This is a genomic window from Bacillus sp. 2CMS4F, from assembly GCF_023161785.1.
Classification (GTDB): domain Bacteria; phylum Bacillota; class Bacilli; order Bacillales; family Bacillaceae; genus Bacillus; species Bacillus halotolerans.
This window is the reverse complement of record NZ_JALNTO010000001.1, coordinates 232,404-253,212: the sequence shown is the minus strand read 5'-3', so window position 1 is coordinate 253,212 and position 20,809 is coordinate 232,404. Positions and strand designations below refer to the sequence as shown.

The 20,809-nt window shown below is 42.7% G+C and carries 23 protein-coding genes; 16 read left to right on the top strand and 7 right to left on the bottom strand.

Annotated elements, in window-relative coordinates:
* Nucleotides 1-23 precede the first annotated feature (23 nt).
* The 3 genes from MTN95_RS01300 to aprX all read right to left on the bottom strand — a co-directional run bounded on the left by MTN95_RS01300 (nucleotide 24) and on the right by aprX (nucleotide 3,366).
* On the bottom strand, nucleotides 24-1,265 hold the full coding sequence (locus MTN95_RS01300; protein ID WP_105991155.1) for a cytochrome P450 family protein: 1,242 nt from the start codon (nucleotides 1,263-1,265) through the stop codon (nucleotides 24-26).
* Between the two features lie 268 nt (nucleotides 1,266-1,533).
* Nucleotides 1,534-1,893, bottom strand: coding sequence for a protein YmzB (ymzB, locus tag MTN95_RS01295; protein ID WP_024121485.1), 360 nt, complete (start codon nucleotides 1,891-1,893; stop codon nucleotides 1,534-1,536).
* 144 nt (nucleotides 1,894-2,037) lie between these two features.
* Entirely contained in the window at nucleotides 2,038-3,366 is a 1,329-nt protein-coding gene (aprX, locus tag MTN95_RS01290) for a serine protease AprX (RefSeq protein ID WP_248336694.1), read from the bottom strand.
* Nucleotides 3,367-3,588: 222 nt separating this feature from the next.
* Between aprX and MTN95_RS01285 the strand changes: the two genes are divergently transcribed.
* The 3 genes from MTN95_RS01285 (at nucleotide 3,589) to MTN95_RS01275 (ending at nucleotide 5,341) form a co-directional block, all read left to right on the top strand.
* Nucleotides 3,589-3,822: a WYL domain-containing protein gene (locus tag MTN95_RS01285; RefSeq protein WP_024121487.1), complete on the top strand. Its 234-nt coding sequence runs from the start codon at nucleotides 3,589-3,591 to the stop codon at nucleotides 3,820-3,822.
* A gap of 284 nt (nucleotides 3,823-4,106) precedes the next feature.
* Nucleotides 4,107-4,814 (top strand): poly-gamma-glutamate hydrolase family protein, encoded by a 708-nt coding sequence (locus MTN95_RS01280; protein WP_248336692.1) that lies wholly within the window; start codon nucleotides 4,107-4,109, stop codon nucleotides 4,812-4,814.
* Between the two features lie 71 nt (nucleotides 4,815-4,885).
* On the top strand, nucleotides 4,886-5,341 hold the full coding sequence (locus tag MTN95_RS01275) for an OsmC family protein (protein ID WP_101863296.1): 456 nt from the start codon (nucleotides 4,886-4,888) through the stop codon (nucleotides 5,339-5,341).
* 12 nt (nucleotides 5,342-5,353) lie between these two features.
* Here the strand turns inward: MTN95_RS01275 and erbB are convergent, their stop codons facing one another.
* From erbB to MTN95_RS01260, 3 genes are all read right to left on the bottom strand, one after another.
* Complete coding sequence (gene erbB, locus MTN95_RS01270; protein WP_024121490.1) at nucleotides 5,354-5,707, bottom strand: SMR family multidrug efflux transporter EbrB; 354 nt, start codon at nucleotides 5,705-5,707, stop codon at nucleotides 5,354-5,356.
* A gap of 13 nt (nucleotides 5,708-5,720) precedes the next feature.
* Nucleotides 5,721-6,038, bottom strand: coding sequence for a multidrug efflux SMR transporter subunit EbrA (gene ebrA, locus MTN95_RS01265; protein WP_010334329.1), 318 nt, complete (start codon nucleotides 6,036-6,038; stop codon nucleotides 5,721-5,723).
* A 156-nt stretch (nucleotides 6,039-6,194) separates the two neighbouring features.
* Nucleotides 6,195-6,446: a hypothetical protein gene (locus MTN95_RS01260; RefSeq protein WP_024121492.1), complete on the bottom strand. Its 252-nt coding sequence runs from the start codon at nucleotides 6,444-6,446 to the stop codon at nucleotides 6,195-6,197.
* 126 nt (nucleotides 6,447-6,572) lie between these two features.
* Here MTN95_RS01260 and MTN95_RS01255 point away from each other — a divergent pair, with 126 nt between their 5' ends.
* The 10 genes from MTN95_RS01255 (at nucleotide 6,573) to MTN95_RS01210 (ending at nucleotide 15,056) form a co-directional block, all read left to right on the top strand.
* Nucleotides 6,573-6,950, top strand: coding sequence for a YmaF family protein (locus tag MTN95_RS01255; protein ID WP_081638307.1), 378 nt, complete (start codon nucleotides 6,573-6,575; stop codon nucleotides 6,948-6,950).
* A 100-nt stretch (nucleotides 6,951-7,050) separates the two neighbouring features.
* Nucleotides 7,051-7,995, top strand: coding sequence for a tRNA (adenosine(37)-N6)-dimethylallyltransferase MiaA (gene miaA, locus MTN95_RS01250; RefSeq protein ID WP_248336690.1), 945 nt, complete (start codon nucleotides 7,051-7,053; stop codon nucleotides 7,993-7,995).
* A 39-nt stretch (nucleotides 7,996-8,034) separates the two neighbouring features.
* A complete protein-coding gene (gene hfq / locus MTN95_RS01245; protein ID WP_003221097.1) occupies nucleotides 8,035-8,256 on the top strand; it encodes an RNA chaperone Hfq in 222 nt (73 codons plus the stop codon).
* Between the two features lie 166 nt (nucleotides 8,257-8,422).
* Complete coding sequence (amyS, locus tag MTN95_RS01240) at nucleotides 8,423-9,997, top strand: alpha-amylase (RefSeq protein ID WP_248336688.1); 1,575 nt, start codon at nucleotides 8,423-8,425, stop codon at nucleotides 9,995-9,997.
* Nucleotides 9,998-10,108: 111 nt separating this feature from the next.
* Complete coding sequence (locus MTN95_RS01235) at nucleotides 10,109-10,381, top strand: YmzC family protein (RefSeq protein ID WP_105954286.1); 273 nt, start codon at nucleotides 10,109-10,111, stop codon at nucleotides 10,379-10,381.
* 81 nt (nucleotides 10,382-10,462) lie between these two features.
* Nucleotides 10,463-10,693 (top strand): hypothetical protein, encoded by a 231-nt coding sequence (locus tag MTN95_RS01230; protein ID WP_024121497.1) that lies wholly within the window; start codon nucleotides 10,463-10,465, stop codon nucleotides 10,691-10,693.
* Nucleotides 10,694-10,925: 232 nt separating this feature from the next.
* Nucleotides 10,926-11,318: a class Ib ribonucleoside-diphosphate reductase assembly flavoprotein NrdI gene (nrdI, locus tag MTN95_RS01225; protein ID WP_248336685.1), complete on the top strand. Its 393-nt coding sequence runs from the start codon at nucleotides 10,926-10,928 to the stop codon at nucleotides 11,316-11,318.
* Complete coding sequence (nrdE, locus tag MTN95_RS01220) at nucleotides 11,278-13,380, top strand: class 1b ribonucleoside-diphosphate reductase subunit alpha (RefSeq protein WP_105991152.1); 2,103 nt, start codon at nucleotides 11,278-11,280, stop codon at nucleotides 13,378-13,380. The genes nrdI and nrdE overlap by 41 nt, the downstream gene beginning before the upstream one ends.
* 17 nt (nucleotides 13,381-13,397) lie before the next feature.
* Entirely contained in the window at nucleotides 13,398-14,387 is a 990-nt protein-coding gene (gene nrdF, locus MTN95_RS01215; protein WP_044155791.1) for a class 1b ribonucleoside-diphosphate reductase subunit beta, read from the top strand.
* 48 nt (nucleotides 14,388-14,435) lie between these two features.
* On the top strand, nucleotides 14,436-15,056 hold the full coding sequence (locus MTN95_RS01210; protein WP_105954289.1) for a hypothetical protein: 621 nt from the start codon (nucleotides 14,436-14,438) through the stop codon (nucleotides 15,054-15,056).
* Between the two features lie 65 nt (nucleotides 15,057-15,121).
* On the opposite strand, the gene MTN95_RS01205 is transcribed toward MTN95_RS01210, so the two are convergent.
* Nucleotides 15,122-15,889: an N-acetylmuramoyl-L-alanine amidase gene (locus tag MTN95_RS01205; protein ID WP_248336683.1), complete on the bottom strand. Its 768-nt coding sequence runs from the start codon at nucleotides 15,887-15,889 to the stop codon at nucleotides 15,122-15,124.
* Between the two features lie 1,183 nt (nucleotides 15,890-17,072).
* On the opposite strand from MTN95_RS01205, the gene spoVK reads away from it, so the two are divergent.
* From spoVK to MTN95_RS01190, 3 genes are all read left to right on the top strand, one after another.
* Nucleotides 17,073-18,041, top strand: a complete 969-nt coding sequence (gene spoVK, locus MTN95_RS01200) for a stage V sporulation protein K (RefSeq protein ID WP_049809927.1) — start codon at nucleotides 17,073-17,075, stop codon at nucleotides 18,039-18,041.
* 131 nt (nucleotides 18,042-18,172) lie between these two features.
* The gene (hflX, locus tag MTN95_RS01195) at nucleotides 18,173-19,435 is read left to right on the top strand and encodes a GTPase HflX (RefSeq protein WP_248336681.1); all 1,263 of its coding nucleotides are present in this window, start codon (nucleotides 18,173-18,175) and stop codon (nucleotides 19,433-19,435) included.
* A gap of 17 nt (nucleotides 19,436-19,452) precedes the next feature.
* Nucleotides 19,453-20,718, top strand: coding sequence for a methionine gamma-lyase family protein (locus MTN95_RS01190; RefSeq protein WP_105991873.1), 1,266 nt, complete (start codon nucleotides 19,453-19,455; stop codon nucleotides 20,716-20,718).
* The last annotated feature ends 91 nt before the right edge of the window (nucleotides 20,719-20,809 follow it).

The window sequence follows — 20,809 nt, the reverse complement described above, 5'->3', positions numbered from 1 at the left end:
GGATTTTTATCTGCTGGAAGAAATCAGCTGAGGTGTGAAAGTGAATCTTTCCTTGCAAGTGAGACCGGAAGACTTTCTAATCCTCTTAAAAAAGCATTTTTTCTCCATTTCAACTCTTCTGGCGTTACCGTAAGTTCAATTTGCGGAAATCGTTTCAGCAGTGCGTTAAACGCAATTTGTCCTTCCAATCTTGCCAGCGGCGCTCCTAAACAGAAGTGTATCCCAAAGCCGAAAGAGATATGCCGATTAGGTGTTCTGGTTATATCGAATGTTTCTGGATTTTCAAATCGTTCAGGATCTCGATTGGCAGAACCGATTCCTATAAAAATCATGTCTCCCTTTTTGATAGAATGGCCTTGGTAGGAGAAGTCTTCAATGGCCCACCGATTTGCCATCATAACGACAGGGGAGGTGTAGCGCAGCAATTCTTCAACGGCTGTATCTATCATTTCAGGATGCTGTTTCAGTTTCTCTAATTCTTCCTTGTGCTGAAGCAATGCAAGGGTGCCAGATCCGATTAAGTTAACCGTCGTTTCAAGTCCTGCTACCACCAAAAGGAACAGCATAGAGTAAAGTTCTTTTTCACTTAACGTTTGGCCGTCTTCTTCAGCATGCACAAGTTTACTGATCAAATCGTCTTTTGGCTGTATTCTTCTTTCATGAATTAACTTGCCAACATAGTCTTTAAACTCCCGAAGAGCCTGATTGGTCAGTTCTCGGTTGGCCTCTGAAGTATCAACCATGGCATTGGTCCATATTTGAAACTGTGCCCGATCCTCTTTCGGTATGCCCATCATTTCAGAAATCACGATAAACGGTAACGGAGAGGCAAAGGATGCCATGAAGTCCGTTTCATTCTCTTTTTCCATTTCATCTAACAATCGTTCAGTAATTTGTTCGATGCTGATGCGTAGATTTTCAATGGTGCGGGGGGTAAATGCTTGATGAACCAGTGACCTTAAACGAGTATGGTCAGGTGTGTCTTTTGCCAGCATATGATCTGATACAAAATCAACGTCTTCACTGACATTGAGCATTTCAATTTGTTCTTTGCTCATTACGTTTTTAACGTCTCTTGTAATTCGGTTGTCTTTAAGAAATGCCATGCAATCATCGTAACGGGTGATTAACCACGCCGGATATGTACTTCCAAAACGGTGTAATTCGAATCGATGAATGGGTGCTTGTTCTCTAAAACGGCCTAAAACTGAAAAGGGGTTTTCATGAAACTCTTTAGCATGCGGATGAAACATCAAATTTTCCATTTTCCATTCTCCTCGCCTAATAGATTAAGACAGATGCATTTATTCAGTTTAGACCAGATGTAAAAGAAAGCTTTGCGCAATCTGTATAACAGAATCCCATTGGAAACGACAACCTGTTATGTCTAAAACTATATATCTATTTTAGGTGCCGTTCAATAGTTTTGGGACGAAAATATCGGCTTGCGGGTAAGGAAATGATTCCATGCAAAAAAGCGCCTTTGGGGCAATTTCAAAAGCGCTGTATTCTTTCGACCAGGTGAAAGTTTCTTCATTTGTTTTGTACATCAATAGTATATACCGCACGATCTGTCAGTACCTTCAATCCGCCATTTTCTTGGTGAATGTGAATATCCCCTAATAAAGGAATTTCATAAGCGTTCTGCGGAAGCGGTACGTCCCCAGCTTCAGTAAAGGTTGTTCCTTCGCCTTCCAGGACGAGTTCGTCATTTGCAACGTAGTCGTCAGGGTGGTTTGCGCTGCGTATGCCCACTTTTTGAAGGTGAAGAACAATCTGATCCAAATCTGAAATCTCGTCTTGGTTATTGGTCAGTTCGCCTTTTCTAATATCAAGCGTCTGGCCGATCCGCTCTCTCAACCATTCAGAAAGCTCAGTATTGTTGAGTGCCATCAGTCATTCCTCCTTTTGATCTATACTGTAACTATTCCCAATTGTTTTATGTTTTACACTCTGCTGGGATATACCGGCTTATGTATGCTAAAAACACTGCTGACCCTTTAACGAACCAGCAGTGTTCACGAAATTCATGAAATCTTATTCACCAGGAATAGCTTTCTCAGCATTGATCGCTCCGGCACCGTAAATATTCGGGTCTTCGCCTGTCCATTTATCAGCCCCATTTTTAAGCAGCTCTTTTACTTCGTCTGGCGTAAGATCCGGATTCTGCTGGAGTATTAAGGCGGCGATTCCCGCACAGATCGGCGTTGCCATTGATGTCCCCGACATTGTAAAATACTGAGACCCTACACGGCTTGATTTTTGCAGCTTATCGATATATGAATTCGGTGAGCGAAGGGAAATGATATTTACGCCCGGTGCTAAAATATCGGGCTTTTCTTTCCCGTATACAGTCGGTCCGCGGCTTGAGAAAGAAGCAACTGTGTCATCTTCGCTGCTTACTGTATTGTGATCGTCAAACGCGCCGACAGTAATGACTTTTTCGCTTACACCAGGGCTTGAAATTGTCTGCGGATCAGGGCCTGAATTTCCGGCAGCAACACAGACGACAATCCCGGCGTTCCAAGCTTCTTCAACTGCTTTGACTAATGGATCTTCCAGTTCATTGTCATAACGCAGCGCATCGCCGCCAAGGGACATGCTGATAATATCAATTGGTTCATCCGGATTGTCCTCATTATATTGAATACACCATTCGACGCCTTCAATAATGTCCGCTAACGTGCCTGAACCTTGTTTGTTCAGCACTTTTACTCCGATTAAATTGGCTTCCGGTGCAGGTCCGCGGTATTGGCCGGAAGATGACGCGCCGCTGCTTGCGACATCACCTGCGCAGTGTGTGCCATGTCCATTATCATCATACGGCTCTGTTTTTTGGTTTACCATATCGGCAAATCCAATAATTCTTCCCTCTAAGTCAGGGTGCGGGTAGATTCCTGTATCGACTACTGCGACTGTAACGCCTTTACCGGTTAAGGTTTGCCCGCTTCTGACGACTTCCTTTGCATGGCTTGCTTCGGCTGCTGTGTCAAGAAGCGCTTTGACTTCGCGGTTTAAATACACTTTGCGAATATCGCTGCATTCAGAAAGAAGAGAATGCAATGCTGAAGGGGTAACCTCTGCGCTGCAGCAATTGATTTTGTTAAAACGGTTTTTTAACTTGCTGCGTTTTTCTTTTTGTAAAACCTGTCCCGCAATTTGAAAGCCTGCCTCATGGCAGCCTTCCTCGAATTCAATGATGACCGACATTTTTTTTCTGTTTTTTAATTTTGTTTCAAAAAACTGATGTAAAAAGCAAGGAGTCCACTTGAAGGGCTTGTAGAGCTGCAAGACGCTTTCACGCAATGGCCAATCAAGCTTATGAGCGTTTGCTCTCACCATTTGTACCATAGAGTAGCCAAACATCGATTTTCCTCCTGTTATGAAGTTCTCTGTATACTCTATGAGTGGCTCATATGTTTGGTAAGTTTGTTTGTCCTTTAGAGGAGGCGGACAAGAGTTTGTTTTTATGAATCTTTTGAATCTGATACGAAAGAATCATGTGTACTGTTAATCATTGGGCATTGAAAAAGAACGTTTGTTCGTATTATCATTTATATATATCAAACAGGAGGGAGCGATAATCGTATGAATATCTTCTTACGCCGGTCTTTGGAAGATCAGATACCAATCAGCATTATATATATGAAGAAAGACGGCACCATAACAAAAAGAACGATTATCGTCAGGCAGAAAAGCAAAACACAAATTAAAGCTTTTTGTTTTACAAACCATCAGATCAGAACGTTTTTATTAGACTCTATCCTCTCCTGTGACTTTGTGCGAACAAGGAAGCAAGAACCCCGGTTCGCAGGACTATAACAGGCTGTCGCTTCAGCATCCCGGACAGCCTGGTTTTTAGTAAAACCTTCCTTATTCCTCTATACATTTAATTACCAAGTGAGGTTATTCCTACCTTTTTCGTTTTTCCTCTCAATCTTTTTTCACTGATATTTGAATATAACCGCTGATAAATGTGACATTCAATTGATTTTTTGAAACCGGGAACTTTTTCACTGATGATATGGTGTATACAATGGTAAGATAAAACCTATTGACTATACCTCATATAATGAACCTTGCCATTCTTGTGAAAGGAGTTTAACATGAGAAGATTTTTACTAAATGTCATATTAGTCTTAGCCATAGTCTTATTCATAAGATATGTTCATTACTCATTAGAACCTGAACCATCCAACCAGCCGGATACATATTCAAATTTCAGCAGTCTGGCAGAGAATGAGGACCCTGCTGATTATGATATTTCTTATCAAGAGAAAAAAGGGAGCAAAGTTTTAATCATGTCTCCGCACGGCGGAAGAATTGAAGGCGGAGTAAGTGAGCTTGTGCGTTATTTCAACGATGACTACTCGACTTACCTGTTTGAGGGCTTAAAGTCACATGATAATCAAACGCTGCACATTACAAGCACCAACTTTGATGAGCCATTGGCTAAAGAGAAGATCAAGGAGCACCAGTACGTTGTCGCTTTTCACGGATATAAAGGAGAAAAGAAAAATACACTTGTCGGAGGAACAGACCGTAAGCGGGCGAAAATGATTGTCAGAGCTCTTGAAAATAGAGGGTTTTCAGCCGAATTAGCGTCCTCTCAAAGCGGCCTTGCAGGATTAAGTGCAGATAACATTAATAACCAGGGGGAAACCGGGCTGAGTATCCAGCTGGAAATCAGCCGTGAACAGAGAGAAGCCTTTTTTGATGATTTTTACTATAAAGATAGGAAATACACGAAAACCAGTGAATTCTACTCTTATGTCCGGGCGATAAAACATGTACTTGAAAAAGAATATTCCTAATAAGCAAATCAGAGGACAAAATCAAGGAAGATCAGTAGACTGAAATGGAATCCATTGAAGGAGGCAATCAAATGGCAGATCATCATTTTTATTTAAAAGCGAATTGGCCGGGAAAACGCAATGATGTCGGCACAATCGAAAGCGGCAATCTCATCACGTCTATTTCTATTCCTAAAGAAATGGACGGACCGGGGGAGGGGACCAACCCGGATGAAATGCTTCTCGGGGCAGCGGCAACCTGTTATATTATTACGCTTGCTGCTATGATGGAAAGAAGCGGACTGGAAAAAGAAGATCTGCAGATGGAATCAGAAGGCATAGTCGATGTGACAAGAGGGATCTTTACATACAAAAAAATCATTCACCGCCCCGCAGTAGTCCTCAGACACGATGCCTCAGAAGAAGACGTTGCGTTAGCCCACAAGCTTTGTGAAAAAGCGGAGTCTTCCTGCATGATCTCACGAGCCATTCAAGGAAACGTCGAACTGCAGCTAGAAGCTTCTGTAAAAATATCGGAGCAATCATAAAAAAGCAGACGGTCACTGACAGGCCGTCTGCTTTTTTTCTTTATTAGGGGCTTTTGACTGATTTAACAGCACAACGCCTGCAATAACGAGTGTCAGCCCAAATATACCCTTCAAGCTGATGGTTTCGCCAAAAAGCAAAAAACCGACTACAGCTGTAAGCGCCGTCCCGATACCGGACCAAGTGGCGTAAGCGCTTGATAAGTCTATGGTTCTTAAAGAAAAGCTTAAAAACGTGAAGGCGGACAGAAATCCGGCAGCCACTCCGATAATAGGCCAGAATTGCGTAAAGCCTTCGGAGAGTTTGAGCATTGTGCTCCCAAATACCTCAGATAATATGGCAAGAGCCAAATAAAGAAATCCTCTCATATACAACACTCCCTTACTGCCAATTAAGCAGCACGACACCTGAAATTAATAGACCAATCCCAATAAGTCCTTTTACATTCAGTTTTTCCTTGAAAAATTTTGCCCCGATAACGGCCGTCAGCACCGTACCCACGCCGCTCCATGTCGCATATGAAAGGCTTAGAGGGATGCGGTTTAAGGTAAGCGACAGCATATAAAAGGCAAGGGAATAACCAATCACGACCAATGCACTCGGCTTCCACTTTTTGAAGCCGTCAGACACTTTCAGCATGGCCGCTCCGATTGATTCTGAGCATATGGCAATTGTGAGGAATAAGTAACCGATCATCATCGTAATCCTCCTCACTCAAAATATGATAAATGTAAGTTAATGAAAAGATCATCAGCTAGAAAAATATTAGTGCAAACCTATGTATGAGTCAAGAGATTCATTTTAACTCAGATTCGGGGGATAAAAAAGACCCCTTTTATAAGGGGTCTGCCGGGTTTAGTAGTAATATGGGTATGGGGGATAAGGATATCCGCCATAAAAATAAGGGTTAAATAAAGCACTTCCTACCAGTCCGCCTACCAGCCCGCCAAAAAAAGGTCCTCCGTAAAATCCAAACGGCCGTCCAAAGCCATAGCCAAACCCAGGTCTTCCAAATCCAAAACCTGGCCGTCCAAACCCGTAGCCGAACCCTGGTCTGCCAAAGATTCTTGCATCATTTTCGTCAATGAAATATTCCACTTCGTTCATTTTTTCTTTCCTCCAATAATAAAATGTAGATGATGCAGTGTATTCAGCCTACCCAAATTTGATTGGGCGTTCAGCTGAAAAAGAAGGAGAGTGAATTGATTGGGCCTGTATCAGTCTGACTGGGCCATGGCGCCGCCTCACGTACATGCTTATCGTGCTAAAACAACCAGTGAACAGGGGCATTATCATATCATTGAAGGTTTTACTCAGCCGGCAAACGGAACGAATACGGATCGCCATACACACTACTTCACTGGGATTACTTCGTTTGAAAATGGCCATTTTCACCGCTATTACGGGATCTCGGGCCCTGCCATTCCCCGGGCTGACGGCACACATTATCACGAAATTGAAGAAAATACTTATCTCGCTTATAACGAGCCGATTCAGATCCGTTACGGAGGCGTTGTGTACGATCCCCGAAATCACAGCAAAAAAACGCATCGCCATCATTTGAAAGGCAAGACACGGGAAATTGTAGGAAATGAGCCTCTTGGCTGGTAGAAGAGATGTTTACTGCTGCAAAAAAAGGGCAAAATGGATAGGTGGTTATATATGATGAATGCTATAATGGGGGGAGATTTGTAAAAGAGAGTGATACATAGTGAAAAATAACAAACAGCCCGTTGTCATATTAGTCGGACCAACGGCAGTGGGGAAAACCAATTTAAGCATTCAGCTTGCTAAGGCTTTGAACGCAGAAATTATCAGCGGAGATTCCATGCAGGTTTATAAAGGAATGGACATCGGGACAGCTAAAATCTCTGAACAGGAGACAGAAGGTGTGCCGCATCATCTGATTGACATTCTAGACCCGGCAGATTCTTTTTCCACCGCGGATTATCAAGGCTTGGTCAGAAATAAAATCAGCGAGATCGCAAAAAAAGGAAAGCTTCCGATGATTGTAGGCGGTACGGGGCTTTACATTCAATCCGTCCTTTACGATTATACCTTTACGGAAGAGGCGAACGATCCGGCGTTTCGGGAAGAAATGCAGAAGGCTGCGGCGCAGGAGGGGGCTGAATTCCTTCATGCTAAGCTGGCTGCGGCTGATCCGGAGGCAGCAAAAGCGATTCATCCGAATAATACAAGAAGAGTGATTCGCGCACTGGAGATTTTACATACATCTGGTAAAACGATGTCGCAGCATTTAAAAGAGCAAAAGCGGGAGCTGCTGTACAATGCTGTATTAATCGGGCTTACAATGGACAGAGACACGCTTTACGACAGGATTAATCAGCGAGTCGATCTGATGATGGAAGCCGGACTTCTTCCGGAAGTGAAACAGCTCTACGACCGAAAATTGAAAGACTGTCAATCGATACAGGCGATCGGCTACAAGGAGCTGTACGCATATTTTGACGGATTTGTGACACTTTCTGAGGCTGTCGAGCAATTAAAACAAAACTCCAGACGGTATGCAAAACGCCAGCTGACGTGGTTTCGCAACAAAATGCCGGTTGACTGGTTCGATATGACCCCGCCTGTTGATATGGAGCTGAAAAAAAAGGAAATTTTCACACATATAGCAGGAAAACTGCAACTTTAATCGAAACTGTATGATATAGAGAATCAAGGAGGACGAAACATGAAACCGATTAATATTCAGGATCAGTTTTTGAATCAAATCCGCAAAGAAAATACGTATGTAACTGTTTTTTTACTGAACGGCTTTCAATTGCGCGGCCAGGTGAAAGGCTTTGATAACTTTACCGTATTGCTAGAATCGGAAGGTAAGCAGCAGCTTATATATAAACATGCGATCTCAACTTTTGCACCGCAAAAAAACGTCCAGCTTGAATTAGAATAGACCATAAAGATAAAAACGAAATAGAAGAACCTCGGGCTGAAAGCCCGAGGTTTTTTGTGTCACAGAAATTCCTATAGAGATTACAAAAAATACAGGAAATTGGTTATTTGTGTAAAAACCCTATTGTTGTACAATGATTTGTAATCACTGGAAAGGGGAGAGGAAAATGATTCACAAACGAAAACGTGCCATATCATGCGGTCTGGTGTTTTTCTTAACATTGCTGTTTGTCACGCTGCCGGTATCTAAAACTTGGGCTGCAAGCGTAAATGGCACGCTGATGCAGTACTTTGAATGGTACCTGCCTAATGACGGACAACATTGGAAACGTTTGCAAGAAGATGCGGGGCATTTATCTGAAATTGGAATCACTGCTGTATGGATTCCGCCTGCATACAAAGGAACGAGTCAATCTGACAATGGATATGGCCCATATGATTTGTACGATTTAGGAGAATTTCAGCAAAAAGGGACGATGCGAACAAAATACGGCACAAAACCGGAGCTCCAGTCAGCGATCAGCTCCCTGCATTCGCAAAACATCCAAGTATACGGTGATGTTGTTTTGAATCATAAGGCAGGCGCGGATGCAACGGAAGATGTAACCGCGGTCGAAGTGAATCCAAACGATAGAAATCAGGAAACATCAGGAGAGTATCAAATAAAAGCATGGACAGGCTTTCATTACCCGGGCCGCGGAAGCACGTACAGCGATTTTAAGTGGCATTGGTACCATTTCGACGGAGCGGATTGGGACGAATCCCGAAAGCTGAACCGCATCTATAAGTTTCGAGGGGATGGAAAGGCATGGGATTGGGAAGTATCAAGGGAAAACGGCAACTACGATTATTTGATGTATGCAGACGTTGACTATGATCATCCGGATGTTGTCGCAGAAACGAAAAGATGGGGTACCTGGTATGCAAACGAGCTTCAACTCGACGGTTTTCGGCTCGACGCTGTTAAACATATTAAATTTTCTTTTCTGAGTGATTGGGTAAAGGCAGTCAGACAATCAACAGGAAAGGAAATGTTTACAGTTGCAGAGTATTGGCAAAATAACCTGAACGAGCTCGAAAACTATTTGAATAAAACTGATTTTAAGCAATCTGTTTTTGATGTCCCGCTTCACTATCATTTGCAGGCCGCATCCTCACAGGGGGGCGGCTATGATATGAGACATTTGCTGGATGGCACTGTCGTATCGAAGCATCCGATGCAAGCGGTAACATTTGTGGAAAATCATGATACACAGCCGGGGCAATCATTGGAGTCGACTGTACAAACATGGTTTAAGCCCCTCGCTTATGCCTTCATTTTAACAAGAGAGGCTGGTTACCCGCAGGTTTTCTATGGAGATATGTATGGAACAAAGGGTTCATCGTCAAGGGAAATTCCGTCGCTCAAAAATAAAATAGAACCCATTTTAAAAGCGCGTAAACATTATGCATACGGGACCCAGCATGATTATTTTGACCATGAGGATGTGATTGGCTGGACGAGGGAAGGTGATCAATCGGCCGCCCAATCAGGATTGGCTGCATTAATCACAGACGGTCCTGGCGGGTCAAAGAGGATGTACGTCGGAAAACAAAATGCCGGCGAGACATGGTATGACATTACTGGGAACCGCTCCGATCCTGTTACGATTCATTCTGATGGATGGGGAGAATTTCATGTAAACGGAGGTTCAGTATCCATTTATGTACAGAAGGAAGAAAGGGAGGGGCTGAAAGGCTAAAACAGCAGTCTCTCTGGTTTTTTAACTTGCGTGGTCTTTTTTATAATGAGAACATAAGAAGGGGGAAAGTGTATATAATGTAAAAAATTTGAACGCAAGAGGAGTGAACGAATGTTTTCTGAATCCGAAGCGGAGTTGAGACGAATCAGAATTGCACTTGTCTGGATTGCTGTGTTCTTATTGTTTGGTGCGTGCGGGAGGGATGAAACAGTAATTGAAACAGATAGCGGAGATTCTTATGAAACGCCCCAGCCAAGTTCATTTCCGCTCGAAAATAATCATTTTGGAATCGTAAATGACGGCAATATAGAAATTTATGAGTATAATGAGGCTGATAACAAGGTAAAGCTTAAAAAAGAGTTTCCGTCTGATGAGCTTGAATAAAATTCACAAGCATGGAATTTTACAAAGCAGACGCAGGCCGCTAAACTGAATACTGACACAGAACATACAGAGGGTGAAATGATGAAGCATAAGATTATTGTCAATCACTGGGAAGAAATCTGTGAAGACGATTCCTGCTATGAATATGGAACGAGTATTATTGTTAATGGAAAAGAATTAATCAGAGAAGCCTCAATTATAAGCGCATTGAAGGCAGTTTTAGAAGAAATCGGCGCTGACGCAGAAATAGAAGAAACAGTCGAAAGCGAAAAATGCTGTGACAGTATAAGAAAAAAAAATCTAGACTACTAAGCAGTTTTTTTTCATGTTATGATATACATCGGCTTAAAAACGACACTTCGAGTAGGATGAGAGATGATTCTCGTTCTGCTCTCTTTTTTGGGCCCTGATGAGGGTGCCAGAGAGAAAATATGAATTTTTTATTAAAACGAATCTATATATTGTGTTTTTGCCAGAGGGTAGTATACTATATATAGTGTTAGTAGTTGAGAGATTCATATTTTTTGATAGGTCGTGATAAAACGTGGTACAAATCATATTTGATTCAAAAACAGGGAATGTTCAGCGCTTTGTGAATAAAATAGACTTTCAGCAAATACGCAAGGTGGACGAAATTGACCACCAGGACACTCCGTTTGTTTTGGTCACCTACACGACAAACTTCGGCCAGGTACCGGCATCAACACAATCATTTCTCGAAAAATACGCCCATCTCTTATTAGGGGTCGCTGCGAGCGGCAATAAAGTATGGGGCGATAACTTTGCGAAAAGCGCCGATACCATTTCAAGACAATATCAGGTGCCGATTTTGCACAAATTTGAACTCAGCGGCACACCTAAAGACGTTGAATTGTTTACTCAGGAGGTAGAAAGAGTTGTCACAAAATCAAGTGCCAAAATGGATCCAGTTAAATAACGAAATCATGATCCAAAAAGATGGAAAATTCCAGTTTGATAAGGATAAAGAGGCTGTACATAGCTATTTTGTAGATTATATCAATCAAAACACGGTTTATTTTCACGATTTAAAAGAGAAGCTGGATTATTTGATTGAAAACCAATACTACGAAGAGGAATTCTTAAGCCTTTATTCTTTTGAAGACATTAAAGAAGTGTTTAAGACAGCTTACGCAAAGAAGTTTCGTTTTCCTTCCTTCATGAGTGCGTTTAAATTCTATAATGACTATGCTTTGAAAACGAATGACAAGAAAAGAATCCTCGAGCGTTATGAGGACCGGATCTCAATTGTTGCGCTGTTCTTCGCAAACGGCGAAACTGAGAAAGCAAAAGAATATGTCAACCTGATGATCAATCAGGAATATCAGCCGAGCACACCGACATTTTTGAACGCCGGCAGAAAACGCCGCGGAGAACTGGTGAGCTGCTTCTTGCTCGAAGTCAATGATTCTTTAAACGACATTTCAAGAGCGATCGATATCTCCATGCAGCTTTCTAAACTGGGCGGCGGGGTTTCTCTTAATCTGTCCAAGCTTCGAGCGAAAGGTGAAGCCATCAAAGATGTTGAAAATGCCACAAAAGGCGTTGTAGGCGTTATGAAGCTTCTTGATAACGCGTTCCGTTATGCTGACCAAATGGGACAAAGACAAGGATCTGGTGCGGCGTATTTAAACATTTTCCACCGCGATATCAATGATTTTCTCGATACGAAAAAGATTTCTGCCGACGAGGATGTGCGCGTCAAAACACTTTCTATCGGTGTAGTCATTCCGGACAAGTTCGTTGAGCTTGCGCGTGAGGACAAAGCGGCTTATGTATTCTATCCGCATACCATCTATAAAGAGTACGGACAGCACATGGACGAAATGGACATGAATGAAATGTACGATAAGTTTGTCGACAACCCTCGAGTGAAAAAAGAGAAAATCAACCCGCGGAAATTGCTCGAAAAACTTGCGGTGCTTCGTTCTGAATCAGGCTATCCATACATCATGTTCCAGGATAATGTCAACAAAGTACATGCGAATAACCATATTTCAAAGGTGAAATTTTCTAACCTTTGCTCTGAAGTGCTGCAGGCATCTCAGGTTTCTTCTTACACAGACTACGATATAGAAGATGAAATCGGTTTGGATATTTCCTGCAACCTGGGATCGCTTAACATTCTCAACGTGATGGAGCACAAATCGATCGAAAAGACTGTTAAGCTTGCGACTGATTCTTTAACTCACGTATCTGAAACGACTGATATCCGTAATGCACCTGCTGTAAGACGGGCAAACAAAGCGATGAAATCAATCGGTCTCGGCGCTATGAACCTTCACGGATATCTTGCGCAAAACGGCATCGCGTATGAAAGTCCAGAAGCACGCGACTTTGCGAACACATTCTTTATGATGGTGAACTTCTATTCTATCCAGCGTTCTGCAGAGATCGCAAAAGAGAAGGGCGAGACGTTTGATCAATATGAAGGATCAACCTATGCAACTGGTGAATACTTCGATAAGTACGTTTCAACTGATTTCTCGCCGAAATACGAAAAAATCGCAAATCTGTTTGAAGGTATGCACATCCCGACGACAGAGGACTGGAAACAATTAAAAGCATTTGTCGCTGAACACGGTATGTATCACAGCTACAGATTATGCATTGCGCCGACAGGCTCGATTTCATACGTTCAGTCAAGCACGGCATCTGTCATGCCGATTATGGAACGGATTGAAGAAAGAACATACGGCAACTCAAAAACGTACTACCCAATGCCTGGGCTTGCATCTAATAACTGGTTCTTCTACAAAGAAGCCTATGATATGGATATGTTCAAAGTCGTAGATATGATCGCGACAATCCAGCAGCACGTTGATCAGGGAATCAGCTTTACATTGTTCCTAAAAGATACAATGACGACTCGTGATTTAAACCGGATTGATTTGTATGCACATCACAGAGGAATTAAAACCATTTACTATGCAAGAACGAAAGATACTGGGCAAGACAGCTGCCTTTCTTGTGTTGTTTGATTAAAGGAGAGTTTATAGTGACGAAAATTTATGACGCAGCAAACTGGTCAAAGCATGAAGACGACTTTACCCAAATGTTCTATAACCAAAATGTGAAACAGTTCTGGCTTCCGGAAGAGATTGCTTTAAACGGCGATCTCCTCACTTGGAAGTACCTCGGGAAAAACGAGCAAGACACGTATATGAAGGTACTGGCCGGATTGACTCTTCTTGATACAGAGCAGGGGAATACAGGAATGCCGATCGTGGCTGAGCACGTAGACGGCCACCAGCGGAAAGCCGTGCTGAATTTTATGGCGATGATGGAGAACGCCGTTCACGCAAAGTCGTACTCTAATATTTTCATGACACTGGCACCGACTGAAACGATTAATGAAGTATTCGAATGGGTCAAACAAAACAAATTTTTGCAGAAAAAAGCGCAAATCATCGTCGGACTCTACAAAGCGATTAAAAAAGATGACGAGATTTCACTGTTCAAAGCAATGGTTGCATCTGTGTATTTAGAAAGCTTCCTATTCTATAGCGGTTTCTATTATCCGTTATATTTCTACGGACAAGGAAAACTGATGCAAAGCGGTGAAATTATCAACCTGATCCTTCGTGATGAAGCGATTCACGGTGTTTACGTCGGACTTCTCGCTCAAGAAATCTACAATAAGCAGACAGAAGAGACAAAAGCAGAGCTTCGCGAATTTGCCATTGACCTTTTGAATGAGCTTTATGAGAATGAGCTTGAGTATACCGAGGACTTATACGATCAAGTCGGACTCTCCCACGATGTCAAGAAGTTCATCCGTTATAATGCGAATAAAGCGCTGATGAACCTTGGATTTGATCCGTACTTTGAAGAGGAAGACATTAATCCGATCGTTTTAAACGGATTAAATACAAAAACAAAATCACATGACTTCTTCTCCATGAAGGGGAACGGGTACAAAAAAGCGACCGTTGAGCCGATCAAAGACGATGACTTTTTCTTTGATGATGAAAAAGAGCAGATATAATATCTGCTCTTTTCGGCTTGAAGGTTGAAATAGGAGGACGCAGTAATCATGGGAAAAATGGATGAAATCATCTTGGTCGCTCCGCGCGATGAAGTGTTTAAAAAAGAAAAATTGACTTTTCAAGGCGTAAACAGTGAAGATGCCCGAGTAGCAGAAATTATGGCTCAAATTGAGGCGACCTATTCTGAAATGAGAAGGGGAGACGCAGAAGAAGATCCTCATTATAAGCAGCCGATTCCTTATGTCGTCATTAAACGCGAGGATGAAGTTTTCCTTTATGAGCGGCTGGCTGGCGGCGGAGAATCACGTCTTCACAATAAGCTTTCTCTTGGCTTTGGCGGCCATATGAATCATATTGAAGGAGCTGCTTCCTTTGCCGAGGTCTTAAAGCTGAACACAGACCGGGAGCTTGATGAAGAACTGCAAATCGAAGAAGAGGATAAGCAGGCCATTGTCACATTAGGTTTGATCAATGATGATGACAACAGTGTCGGCAAAGTGCATATCGGTATTCTATCTGCGCTTCAATTAAAGCCAGGCTCACATGTGGAAGTCAAAGAGAAAGAGCAAATTGCGGGTAAATGGATGAAAATTTCTGAACTACAACAAACAGACATTTATAACCGTCTGGAAACATGGTCGCAATTCGTGGTTGACATTCTTGAATAAAAAAACCCGGTTTCTCATGAAGAGGAACCGGGTTTTTTTATCAGGCATGCTCGTCCGCAGCAGTATTATGATTCTAGGAAGACCATAGCGTCAAAGCCGGTATTCTCAGCTCTGGCAGCAAGGGCATCGGCATTATCTTTGGAAGAAAAAGCGCCGATCTGAACCTTATATAATCCGTCCTTTAAGAGCACAATAGCGTCAAAGCCCTTAGACTCTGCGCTGGTTGCAAGATTGTCCGCATTTGCTTTGACTTTAAAAGCCCCGATTTGAACCTTATATAACCCTGAGTTGGATGTCTTTTGAAGGCTGAAGGCTTGCTCCAACCCGTTTGCATGTCCTCTTGCTAAGCTTTGAATAAAACTGCTCGTTTTAAGCTTGTTCGCATCTGTAACCGTATCAATAAAACCGTTTTCCGTAAGCAGGGCAGGCATTGAGGATTCCCTTAATACGTGGAAGTTTGCTGTTTTTTTACCGCGATCGGAAAAGTCGACAGCTTGTATGACTTCAGAGTGAATCTCCGATTGGTAAGTCGTTGTCGGTGCTCCGACTCCCGGATAAATGTAGCTTTCGAAACCTGTTCCGCCCCCGGAATTAATGTGAATGGATAAAAAGAAATCGGCTCCCCAGTTATTTGCAGCATTTGTCCGGTCGCTTAAGCTGACATATTGGTCGCTTGTCCGGCTCAGCAGCACGGTAACACCCTCATACTCATTCGTCAATATAGTGCGTAAAGCTAAAGCGATTTGCAAGGTTAACGTTTTTTCTTGGAGACCATTGCCTGTTGCGCCTGGATCGGACCCGCCATGACCTGGATCAATAAAAATTTTAACCATTCTCCATCACCTCATTACAGGATATGAAAAAAGACGGCTTCTGCTTGTACGATTATCATCCGGCAGAAAAATGAGGAAATAACCCCTGTTACCCGAAAAATTATTTCTCGGGAAAGCGCACAATTCAACAGGATGCGACAGGAAGGTTACTAAAAGTGTGCCTTCTAATCGGCTTAAAAAAGGGGGTTATTCAATCGATTTCAGCAGAAAGCGGAGGGGTATATGATGATGACATACACAACGGTTTCCATGCTGCTTCAGTCTTTTTGAGGCCCGACTGTGGTTTTGGGGGTCAGTCAAAACGTACTCAATGGAAATAGAGTTCAGACATTCTTTTTGTTTCCTATTGAAATCTCTGACTCATGGTTCGCATGGATTAACGTAAATACTCACTCTTTTCCTCGATGCCATTATTTTGCTCTCCAGTTCTTCATCGGATTATTGGGCATTTGTATTTGAAGGAGTATGGGGATTTGACATCATCCTAGACTTAGTCACCGATTTTTTCTCAGGAAAGTTGATTTTCCGGGTGTTTTACCCGAGTTTCTTCCAAAAAGTTGCTGGCTTTTATACATCATCAGAAAATCCTCTTTCTCGATGAGCCAAAAATTGCTTTAGATATCGTTGCGAAAAGAAGAATACAGCAATTTCTTCATCATGTAAATACTGAGCATAAAACGAGGATTCTTCTCACCTCCCATCAAATTGATGACGTTGAACGTTTATGTAAACGGATCATCCTGATCGAGGAGGGAGAAATCATTCGACGGACCAAAAGAAAAGCACAGTAAGAGAAGCTCAGCTGTTGAAGTAGACGCCGTTCATGCAGACTGGGGTTTACTTTCATGTCAACCTACTGAAGTGAAAGGGAAGTCTATCTGATAATTCACAAATTCCTCAGCTCATCACAAGCATATCTGCGCATTGAAAATATCCTGACTGAGGTTTATACATCGAAGAAATATCACTTTCATCGCTGATTGTTCTAACAAATTTGCTGAAAATAAAATCTCTTGGTTTGTCCACCCTGTGTTCGTGAATACAATAAGAAATAAAGTATTTCTCGGGAAAGCGCAGGATTCCCCATTGTTCCCGAAAAAAAGCATTTGTTTCGACACATGATAGGCGTTTGTCACATAAGGCATACGCTTGAATATCATATAGAGAGAACTGAGAGGTGAAAATGTTGGAGCGCGCTGTGACTTATAAAAACAACGGACAGATCAACATTATTCTTAACGGACAAAAGCAGGTGCTGACAAACGCTGAGGCAGAGGCGGAATATCAAGCGGCTTTGCAAAAAAACGAAGCTAAGCACGGCATTTTGAAGGAAATAGAAAAAGAGATGAACACACTGGTTGGAATGGAGGAAATGAAACGAAACATTAAGGAAATATACGCTTGGATTTTTGTCAATCAAAAACGTGCGGAACAGGGCTTGAAGGTGGGAAAGCAAGCGCTGCATATGATGTTTAAAGGAAATCCGGGAACTGGGAAAACGACAGTTGCACGGCTTATCGGCCGGCTGTTCTTTGAAATGAACGTACTGTCAAAAGGCCACCTTATCGAAGCGGAACGTGCTGACTTGGTCGGGGAATACATTGGCCACACCGCCCAAAAGACGAGGGATTTAATCAAAAAGTCATTAGGCGGCATTTTGTTTATAGACGAAGCCTATTCCCTTGCAAGGGGCGGCGAAAAGGACTTCGGGAAAGAAGCGATTGACACGCTCGTCAAGCATATGGAAGACAAACAGCATGAATTCATTTTAATTCTTGCCGGATATTCACGGGAAATGGAGCATTTTTTATCATTGAATCCCGGTCTCCAATCCAGATTTCCCATCTCCATCGATTTCCCGGATTATTCCGTCAATCAGCTTATGGAAATTGCGAAACGGATGATCGCAGAGCGGGAATACCAGCTCAGTCAGGAAGCTGAATGGAAATTAAAGGATTACTTAATGACAGTCAAAAGCACAACAAGTCCCATTAAATTCAGCAATGGCCGTTTTGTCAGAAATGTCATAGAAAAATCGATCAGAGCGCAAGCCATGAGACTTCTAATGGGCGACCAATACTTAAAAAGCGATTTGATGACCATTAAAAGCCAAGATCTTTCAATTAAAGAAGATACCGCTGGCTCGATATAGACCTCTTCCTGTGAGAGGTCTTTTTTTTCTAATGTATTTCTTGTTTTCACAGCAATCGATTTGTGGTATACACATGCAGGGTTTGGTATGATAATACTACTGCCCAATATGCAATAGAAAGGAACATCCATTTGAACGAACAAGAAATAAGACAGGAAAAGGCCATTTTAGTCGGATGTCAGCTGCCGCATATCACAGATGAGCATTTTGAAAATTCCATGGAAGAGCTTGCATCACTGACAAAAACAGCAGATGGAACGGTATTGACCAGCGTCACGCAAAAACGAAACCGGGCTGACGCAGCTACATATATAGGAAAAGGGAAGGTTGAAGAGCTGAAGACGCTCGTTGAAGAGCTTGAAGCCGATCTTCTTATTTTTAATGATGAACTGTCACCAAGCCAGCTGAAGTCCTTGGCAACTGCGATTGAAGTAAAAATCATCGACCGCACGCAATTGATATTAGATATTTTTGCGAAAAGAGCAAGAACAAGAGAAGGGAAACTTCAAATCGAGCTGGCTCAGCTCCAGTATGCTCTCCCGCGTCTGACGGGACAGGGGATCAACCTTTCCCGGCAAGGCGGAGGGATCGGCGCGAGAGGACCGGGGGAAACAAAACTGGAGACCGATCGCCGCCATATTAGAAATCTCATTCATGAAATTAACACGCAGTTATCCGCTGTCATTCGCCATAGAAGCCGCTATCGTGAAAGAAGAAAGAAAAACGGTGTGCTGCAAATCGCTCTTGTCGGGTATACGAACGCGGGGAAATCAACGTGGTTTAACCGCCTGACAAGCGCTGACAGCTATGAAGAAGACCTTCTCTTTGCCACACTGGACCCTATGACCAGAAAAATGGTGCTGCCAAGCGGCTACAGCGTGCTCCTGTCAGATACGGTCGGATTTATTCAGGATCTTCCGACGACACTGATCGCTGCATTCCGCTCAACGCTTGAAGAAGTAAAAGAAGCGGATGTGATTCTGCATCTGATTGATTCCTCAAATGAGGAGTACACAGGGCACGAAAAAACGGTGCTTCGCTTGCTGGAAGAGCTTGAAGCAGATGATATCCCGGTGCTGACGGCTTATAACAAACGCGATCAAAAGCTGCCTGACTTTATCCCGTCCGTTGGAAAGAATCATATCATGGTCAGTGCGAGATTTGAGGAGGATGCTGAAAAGTTTAAGGAAGCCATCCAGCGTTATTTGCGCCAAGAGCTGTTAACGCCTTTTGAAGCGCAGGTACCGGCAAGTGAGGGCAAGCTTCTCTCCAGAATCAAATCCGAAACGATGGTTGACCGTTTTCATTTTAATGAAGAAAACGAACAGTACGACATATCAGGATATGTACAAGAAGAGCAAAGTATCATCGGTGAATTGAAGAAGTATATGTAAGAAGGGAATACAAGGACATGTTCGAAACTTTAACACACGGAGATTTATTAAAAAAAACAGCAATGGAAGTGGAAACGGAAATTGCCGGCGTTCATAAACAAATAGAAGAAATCAGTGAACGCAATGAATGGAGAGTGCTTCAAAGCTATAGAAAACACAAGGTGAGCGACACTCATTTTACGCCCTCTACAGGATACGGCTATGATGACATCGGAAGAGATACACTTGAAAGCATTTATGCAGATGTGTTTGGGGGCGAAGCCGGGCTTGTCAGGCCTCAAATTATATCAGGCACACATGCGATTTCCATTGCTTTATTCGGTGTCCTCAGACCGGGGGACGAGCTGCTTTATATCACAGGCAAGCCGTATGATACGTTAGAAGAAATTGTCGGCGTCAGAGGCGGAGAAAATTCTGGATCGCTAAAGGATTTTCAAATCGGCTACAATGCGGTTGACCTGACTGAAGACGGAAAAATAGATTACGATGCTGTCGCTGCAGCTATCAATCCGAAGACAAAGGTGATCGGCATTCAGCGCTCAAAAGGATATGCCAATCGTCCTTCTTTCTTAATTAGTGAAATCAAAGAAATGATTCGCTTTGTAAAAGAAATCAATGAAAATCTTATTGTATTTGTGGACAACTGTTACGGAGAATTTGTAGAAGAGCTGGAACCTTGCCATGTAGGCGCCGATCTCATGGCGGGATCTCTTATTAAAAATCCGGGAGGCGGTCTTGCCAAAACAGGCGGGTACCTCGTTGGAAAATCTGAATGGATCGAGGCTTGTTCATACCGAATGACTTCACCGGGCATCGGCCGGGAAGCCGGAGCGTCTCTTTACTCGCTCCAGGAAATGTACCAAGGTTTCTTTTTGGCGCCTCACGTTGTGTCACAAAGCTTAAAGGGAGCGGTGTTTACAGCGAGATTCCTTGAAAAACTGGGCTTCACTTCAAACCCGAAATGGGATGCGAAAAGAACAGATTTGATACAATCCGTTGAGTTTTCCGACAGAGAAAAGATGATTGCCTTTTGCCAGGCCATTCAATATGCATCGCCGATCAATGCCCACGTGACGCCTTATCCAGCCTACATGCCGGGATACGAAGATGATGTGATTATGGCAGCGGGCACATTTATACAAGGAGCAAGCATTGAATTATCAGCTGATGGCCCTATCCGCCCGCCATATGTAGCGTATGTCCAGGGAGGATTAACCTATGCGCATGTGAAAAATGCCATATGCAGTGCAGTGGATTCTTTAATGGATAAGAAATTAATTTGAATAGTTTAAAATTTTCACTGAATTTCATGTTAAGAATCCTTACATGTTATTGACACAAAATATAACATCTCTTATAATGAAACTAAGTTAA